10 protein-coding genes and 1 pseudogene are annotated in these 7855 nt (G+C 27.7%); 1 reads left to right on the top strand and 10 read right to left on the bottom strand.

The genetic code is table 11. The features are described from left to right. Positions 1-413: cation:proton antiporter (locus tag Q5O44_RS04935; RefSeq protein WP_370545563.1), on the top strand; the 413-nt coding region annotated here is incomplete at its 5' end. A 44-nt stretch (positions 414-457) separates the two neighbouring features. Here Q5O44_RS04935 and Q5O44_RS04930 read toward each other — a convergent pair. The 10 genes and pseudogenes from Q5O44_RS04930 to Q5O44_RS04885 form a co-directional block, all read right to left on the bottom strand. After that, positions 458-787 (bottom strand): hypothetical protein, encoded by a 330-nt coding sequence (locus Q5O44_RS04930; RefSeq protein WP_022167282.1) that lies wholly within the window; start codon positions 785-787, stop codon positions 458-460. Between the two features lie 207 nt (positions 788-994). After that, a pseudogene (locus Q5O44_RS04925) lies at positions 995-1807 on the bottom strand (mannose-1-phosphate guanylyltransferase); the annotation flags it as partial. 39 nt (positions 1808-1846) lie between these two features. Next, positions 1847-3331 carry a recombinase family protein gene (locus Q5O44_RS04920; RefSeq protein ID WP_022167280.1) on the bottom strand — a complete coding sequence of 495 codons (1485 nt, stop codon included), beginning with the start codon at positions 3329-3331 and terminating at the stop codon, positions 1847-1849. Positions 3332-3769: 438 nt separating this feature from the next. Beyond that, positions 3770-4483 (bottom strand): HK97 family phage prohead protease, encoded by a 714-nt coding sequence (locus tag Q5O44_RS04915; RefSeq protein ID WP_022167279.1) that lies wholly within the window; start codon positions 4481-4483, stop codon positions 3770-3772. Beyond that, complete coding sequence (locus tag Q5O44_RS04910; protein WP_022167278.1) at positions 4484-5122, bottom strand: hypothetical protein; 639 nt, start codon at positions 5120-5122, stop codon at positions 4484-4486. A gap of 20 nt (positions 5123-5142) precedes the next feature. After that, positions 5143-5490, bottom strand: a complete 348-nt coding sequence (locus Q5O44_RS04905) for a hypothetical protein (protein WP_022167277.1) — start codon at positions 5488-5490, stop codon at positions 5143-5145. Beyond that, a complete protein-coding gene (locus Q5O44_RS04900) occupies positions 5487-5885 on the bottom strand; it encodes a hypothetical protein (protein WP_022167276.1) in 399 nt (132 codons plus the stop codon). The genes Q5O44_RS04905 and Q5O44_RS04900 overlap by 4 nt, the downstream gene beginning before the upstream one ends. Continuing rightward, the gene (locus Q5O44_RS04895) at positions 5873-6064 is read right to left on the bottom strand and encodes a hypothetical protein (protein ID WP_022167275.1); all 192 of its coding nucleotides are present in this window, start codon (positions 6062-6064) and stop codon (positions 5873-5875) included. Before Q5O44_RS04895 ends, Q5O44_RS04900 begins: the two co-directional genes overlap by 13 nt. Positions 6065-7182: 1118 nt before the next feature. Continuing rightward, the gene (locus tag Q5O44_RS04890; protein WP_022167274.1) at positions 7183-7326 is read right to left on the bottom strand and encodes a hypothetical protein; all 144 of its coding nucleotides are present in this window, start codon (positions 7324-7326) and stop codon (positions 7183-7185) included. 174 nt (positions 7327-7500) lie between these two features. Then, positions 7501-7855: hypothetical protein (locus tag Q5O44_RS04885; RefSeq protein ID WP_302637427.1), on the bottom strand; the 355-nt coding region annotated here is incomplete at its 5' end.

Raw genomic sequence — 7855 nt, 5'->3', positions numbered from 1 at the left:
CTAAGAATATACAAGATAAAATTAATGTTGTATGGAAGTATGGCAAACTATATCTATTTGCTTTTGTTGGAATGGCCATAAACCCTACTTTAGTAGGTAAATATATCTGGATTGGAGTTATTATGCTTATGATTTCCTTGAGCATTCGCTCCATAGGTGTTCTTATTTCATTGATAGGTACAAATTTAAATGTAAAAGAAAGAATCTTTTGTGTAGTAGCTTATCTTCCTAAAGCAACTGTTCAATCTGCCAAAGCTGGTATTCCACTACAAATGGGTATAGCTGGTGGAGAAATAATGCAAGCTTTAGCCATATTAAGCGTATTAATTACAGCTCCTATAGGCGCCATTGGAATAAAACTTACTTCACCTAGATTTTTATCTCAAGGTTATTCTGGAGAATTATCAGCTTAATAAATAAAATAAGATATGGTCATAGAAAAATCTATGTCCATATCCTATTTCTTATTCTCATATTCTTTTCTAAGCTGCTTTACTTCTTCTAATGATAAATCACATTTTTTTGCAATCATTTGGTCATTTAATACATCTAGTAAATTTCTTGCTATTTCTCTTTGTTTTTCAATTTTTCCTTCTTCAATTCCTTCATTAAATATCTTTTGCCCTAATGGTGACATACGTATCTTCCTTCCTAATTCATCACTAATTTCAATATTAAATTTTAATGCCAATGATAATAAAATAGTTTGACATTGGTTTTTCACATCTTTATCACTAATATCTGTACTTAACTCTATTACTTTATCTTTACTAATTTTACTATCCATTAATGGAGTAAATTCTAACCATGCAATATCAGTTAATGTAAGTTCTTTTCATAAAACTAATTTTTCTTAGAATTATTGTTGCTATATTTTCTAATAATTATAGTTAATAATTTAATATTAATGCTATTTTTAATTCTTTAATTAACAAAATCATTGCTATCATCAATAAAATAATTTCGAATTTTATATTACCATAAAAAACGGAAGCTAAATATAGCTTCCGTAATCAACATTTTCATTTAAATCATTTAATAAATGTTTAATTTCTTGATCCTTGTTTTTATCCATTACCAAAATAACATCACCAGCATCAACTATCACCAGATCCTTGACGCCAAAACCTATGATTAAATTTTTATCACCAAAGATAGAGCAATTTTCACATTCCTGTACATATACATTTTTACTTATTTCATTTCCACTACACTTATTTAAATATCTACTTAAGGCATTAAAAGTACCGATATCATCCCAATAAAAATTACCTTTAATGACATATGCTCTTCTTGTTTTTTGCATAATACCAAAATCAATGGATATTCCATCAATTAAATTATATTGTTCCCTAATGACTTCTTCTTCATCATCTTCTCCTATGTGTGCATATATTTCCATTAATGATTTATATATCTTAGGTAGATACTTTTCCATCTCCCTTAAGATAACATCAGCTCTAAAAACAAATATGCCTGAATTCCAAAGATAAGTTTCCTTAAGCAAGAAATCCTTAGCTACTTCAATATTAGGTTTTTCTGTAAATCTAGATATCTTATAAGCACCAGCTGATGTCTGAAGTTTATCACCCATTTCTATATAACCATATCCAGTTTCAGGTCTTGTAGGTGTAATTCCTATAGTTACTATCCCCCTACGTCTATTGGCTAATTCAATAGCCTCTAATAAAGTGTCTATATACTCCTTTTCACCCTTTATATGATGATCCGAAGGTAACACCACCATTACTGCATCATTATCCTTCTTCAATAATTTCACTGCTGATAAACCAATACATGTAGCAGTTGCTAAATATACCCTTTTAGGTTTATATATACATCTACTTTATCCTTCTATAATCCATTGTATATTTATAGTTCCATCATTATTAATATAAATTTTTTTTATTATGGTTTTTAACATTGAATTATTCCATTGTTCAACTGGTATCTTTAAAACTGATTCAATATCTTTTTTAAAACTTCCAGTTTCTTGAGGTATATTTTTTATCTTATCTTCTAAAACTTCTTTATTTTTCATTAAACTATCTAATGTATTGCTAATAGTTTCATTTTCTAATTTAAACTGATTCATTGATATTACTTTTTCATCATATAAGTTGATTAAATTTCTAGTCTTTTTCATCTGCTCATTAATTGACTTTTCAACTGCTTGTAATTGACTTTCTAATTCTTTTTTTATATCAATGTTAGCATTTATATTTATAATATCAAAATCACGTTCTATAAGTTCGTTAAGTCTAAATAAGATATATTCTACTAAAAAATCTTCATCTATTCTATTGCTAGTATGTCCAACTGAAACCCCGACTTTTTCATATTCACTACAATTATAGTGTATCTTTTTACCTTTCTTTCTTCTAATAGTAATACTTGCTCCACAATTACTACATATTAATAAATTGCTAAATAAACTTGCATTAGATGACCTTTCAATTCCTTTTATACTATATCTATGCTTTTTAGCTTTTTCAGAATTCACTTTAAATCTTTTATTTGCTTCTATAAAAGTTTCATAAGTAATAATAGCTTCATGATTGTTTAAATGCTTAACCCATTTTTCTTGTTCTATCTTATTTCTCTTTGATATAGTAACATCAATGCCTTCTGACTTCCCTTGAACCAATGTTCCTACATATACCTCATTTAATATAGTATTTTTAATAGTATTACCCCTTATTACTCCTCCATTTTTGCCTTTTATCCCTTCTGATGTTAGTATATTAGCAATTCTAGTTGTCCCATTACCTTGTACATATAGTTTGAATATCCTTCTTATTATAGATGCTTCTACCTCATTAATTACAAAATTCTTTTTCTCTATATCATAATCATATCCCCAAGGTGCTATGCAATTATATATCTTACCTTTTTCCTTAAAGTTATCAAAAACCGTCTTAATTCTTTCACTTGTTTTTTTTGATTCCATTTCAGCTAACCAACTAAATAAACCAAAATTAGTTGTATCTTTTGTACTATCCAAATTATCCTCTATAAAAATAATTCTTATACCTGCTTCTCTAAGTTCCTTAATAGCTGATAAAGTTTCAACCATATTTCTACCAAACCGACTATATGATTTGCTTAATAAAATATCATATTTTTTTTCTTTGCCATCTTGAATTAACTCTTTCCATTCAACTCGATACTTTCCCTTAGTGCCTGAAATTCCTTCATCTATGTAGTTTTTGTATAATACACAATTATTTTTCTCTATCCAACTTTTATAAACATCCTCTTGATTTTCTATAGACTTAGATTGACTTATATTATCAGTTGATGTTCTACTAAATGTTGCTACTTTTAACATTATCTTTATTCCTCCTTTGAGTAAAAAAGATAACTTAGTAATATTATTATACTAAGTTACACATTTCATTTAAAGCATTGTTAAGTTTTTTATCTCCAAATTCATCAATAAAAGTAAAAACTTTTCTCCCTTTTTTCCACAAAGAAATTCTTATATTATCATCTTTGTATATATCTTTAATCTCATTAGTTTTTAAACTCTTTTTATAATATTCAAGCTTCCCAATTTCAATATAATCAAATATTTTTATATCTATTTTTAAAACCCCTTTTTAGTACTTGTTTCATCATATGTTTAGTAATTAAAATTCGTTCTTATTTTTTTATTAAAAAATAACTTAATTTCATGAACTACCAATAAATTCAATATTTTATTTATAAGCTTTTTTAATAAAAAAGTGTTAAGAATAGTTAACTTAACAACTATTCCCAACACTCTCTATAATGGTATCTTAAATTCTGAGCCATAAGAAAACAAACTATTTATTTTCTGTTTTTCTATATATCTCTTAAGCTCTTTTAATTTTATATCATGTTTCTCACATAAAGCTTCCCTATTCTTTTTAGTAACAAACTTCTGAGCCTTCTTTTCACCACTTTGATAATCATTAGCTTTAAATCCTTTAGCTTTTGGATATGCTCCAGCAGTAAATTTATCTAAGATACTTATCTCTCTAAGCTCTTGGAATGAATCAATAATTCTTATATAGTCTATTCCTTTTTCCCTTGAAGTTTGCTTTCTTTCAATTCCACACACAAAACCAAAACTGAATGAAGAATTATCTTCTGATACATCTTCAAGCAATTCAAGATTTCTTTCTGTTTTTGGTAATGTGAATAAAAATCTTAATTCTCTATTGTCAATTTCATCAAATTCTAGTTTATTATATTCAAACTCATGGTCATAACTATGATTTTTTAAAAGCCTAGTTTTATAATTATGAGCTTTATTAGTCATCAGTGCTATTTTAAACGCTCTCGGTGAAACTTGTTCTCTAAACTTCTTACCAGTCTTTTTATCTGTAATTGGTGAGGAAAGGGTTCTAAGTGGCAAAGAGCCACCGATAAAAATGTGGCTATTTGTACATCTGACCTCAATGTTAGATGCTCTAAGGCTTCTTGTTTCATTTTGTAAAATTCTTGTTTCTAACATTTATGCTATTTCCTCCATAACATTCTCAAGATAAGTAATTTTTGAATCTAATCTATTTTTAATTTCTCTTAATTTAAATTCTGCTATTGCATATAATCTATTGTTTATATATTCTTCAGTTGGTACTTCAAGGGTGCTTAGAATATCTCTCAGTTCGCTACTTAATTCGCTTATCTTAGCTTCTGAAGCTCTTCTAAGGGTTTTATTGATTTTTCCAATAGTTTCAATCTTTCTGTATTCTTTTTTTATTTCTTCCTCTAAATCATCAGCAAGTTTCTGCCTTTGCTCTCTACTAAAATCCTTATCTAACTCTTTAGTTTGTATAACTTTGTTGTAGTCATTTCTATAGTTTAGATAGCTATTAATACTTCTGATAAATACTTCCGTTTCAGTTAAAGATTCTATATTATCAAAAATTCGATTACAATCAATTTCATCTAATTTTATATCATAAACGTCTAACTCTTCTCTAAGTTCTTTTAATGTTTTTAATGCCACTTGCACACCAATAGGATTTAAAACTAATTGTTGTTTAATGTTTGGATTCACTAGCATACCTAGTGATAAATCATAATTCACAATCTCTTGAATCCTCTTTGCGTTTATACCTTTATTTGTTGTACTCTTACTTCTTACCATAAAATTAAATTCTCCTTTTTCTAGTTATTTTCTTTTAATCTTTTAATTTTTTCTGCTCTTGCATACTCTAATAGTTCTTCATCTGTATAATTTTCCAACTTAATAAGCTCCAGTATCTCATTTTCTTTTTGTGACTCCTTTAGATGTTGGAAGTAATCTTGCATAAGATATTCCTTTATGGTCTTACCATACTTTTGTTTATGCCATTTATCATAATTTAATATAATCTGATATAATTTACCAGTAAAAATATATTCATGAGGTAGCTTAGGCTTCATTGCTTCAAATCTAGCTTTGATAAACCATTTCATAAATTCATCATTCATACTAGAATTTCTTTTCTTTTTGGTCTTAACTTTCTTTATCATTCTTCCTCCATATCTAAGACTAAAATGGATTTCCTACTTTTCGGAGTCATTCCAAACTCAACCAATATAGTATTTATCTTAGAATATACATCTAGCTTACTCTTTAATAACTTACTGTATAGCATCAAGTTTCCTTCTCTTTTGCACTCTCTGCATTGAGTGTTTAAGTAATCAGCATCATCTAGTAGCTCCACCAATATCTTTAATGAAAATAAATCAGTGTTTACCAAGTTAGGATAATCAACTAAAATTGCTCTTGCTATCGCCTTTTGTTTATGTCCATGAACTTGTTCCACTAATTCTTCAACCCTATCTGAATCAAAAGCACTAAAGAAGTTCTGTAACTGTTCCTCTTTTGTTACGTTACAATAATCATTGAAAATTATATCTTCCATACTCTAGACCTCTTTTCTGAACTAGTTTCAAAAACTGTTGAATCATTAAAATACAGTTTAAGCCCTTCACGAATTACGTCAGATATCGGTATACACTTTATAAAGGAAACATGATTAAGCATATCTTTTTCTTCTTCTGTGAATCTAATTGAAATTGTTGTACTCTTATTGTTTCTCAAAACAACTTTCTCTCTCCTTTCCTCAAAATTAATTTTAAATCTATGCTTGACAAAATTTTTATCGCCATGCTAAGATAATTTCATAAACAACAAAAAGCCTTTAAGCTATTGAATTAACTATCTTACAAGGCTTTTTCGTGTTACGTTTTATTATTTTTTATTTGTATTTCATGTGCTAATTAAAAAGTTAGCAAAATTTGATTATGTATTTTCTAAGAGTGGCTGGAAACCCTATAGCACTCTAGATAAAAAAAGAAGGTCATCATTCCTATTGTTGATTTAGTTAACATAGACTTTATCCTCTTACTTCTATTTTTTTATTTCTTCACATCATCAAACATTATTTTATAATCATATTCAATATTCCCAATCTAATCATAGTCAATACTTGATTATACTTTATCTCTCTCACCTAAATCTTCTTCTACTGCATCAATTAATATCATACACTTACTTATTCATCTCATTGTAGTTATTTCTTTCAATATCTTATTATCAATCTACTTTTTTAATCCTCTACAACTTACTCATATCTTATTGTGACTTACTAACATATTATCATTTAATCATCTTATCTATGCTTGTTGTTGCTTATTGCATAGTTATTCTTAAATGGTTTTCATATGGTTGTTGCTACTGATATTTAATTTGGTATAGGTAATAGCCTAGCTGTCCTTAATCGCTCTTTATCCAACGTAATTTCCTTTGACTATTACCTTTGCCACTTACAATAAAACCAATAAAAGAATTCAATAAGTTTTTGAATTTACACAAAGATAAAAACATACTTATATTTACAATCCCTTTGAAGATTGCATTTATCTACACACATTTAACGCATGCACTTAAATACAATCTTTGAGCTAGAATATTACCGTTCCTAATCCATGTACTCTAGCTCAAAGAACTAGGAAGTATAGTAATAGAGAGAGGTTATTCTCTTACTTGCTTACTAGTAGGAGTTGTTTTTATATTATTTACGGAATTTTTAGAATCAATAGCTATCACTATTGAAGGGAATGATAGCTACTCGAAGGCTACATTAAATATGGAATTTAGAATTACTATCAGAATCGCCTTAGTGGTTTTCATTATGAAATATAGCCTTAGAGTAAATATCACTTATTCTTCTTTATCATCTCATGGACACACCAACGAATATATTGACTTAAGCTCATGAAATTACTATCAGCATTTGTCTTAAATTTTTCTTTTTCTTCTTTTGTCATATTCAATAGTAATTGATGTTTATCTTTTTTCATATGTTAACTTCTCCTTTCTTTTAAAATGGTCAAGCTCTAGCAGTATGAACACTAGAGCCTTTATCTTTATGTTTGGTCATTCCTAATATAGGAGTAATACCCCCTACATTAATATATGGATGACTAGCTATACACATAGGGATATATTTATATACTATATGAATATTTTTTACATTATTTATATATTTTTTGGTTATATTCATACATCTGCTTAATATGGTCTTTCTGTCTTGGTGTTATTTGCTCCAACTCTTGAAATAGATTAGCTCTTGTTATTGTCATTTCCTCTTTTAACCTTTGCCATTGAACTCGTTTTTTGTAAGCTTGTTGTGGTGTGGTACTAATATAATTTATTAAGTCATATAATAAAACTTCATCTACAATTACGTAGTTTCTTATAAATAACAAAAATCCTTTTCTACTAACTTTTAAGTATGCTTTTAAATGTTCCAGCATCTGTTTAAATTCTCTTTCTCTTAGCTCCTGAATACTGGTGTTAGTATAAAGTAGTGGACACATTAAATCGAAC

The sequence above is a fragment of the Clostridium sp. CAG:221 genome (assembly GCA_000435835.1).
Taxonomy (GTDB): Bacteria; Bacillota; Clostridia; order Clostridiales; family Clostridiaceae; genus Clostridium.
Note: the sequence above shows the minus strand (reverse complement) of the source record. Positions and strands in the feature narration are given on the sequence as shown.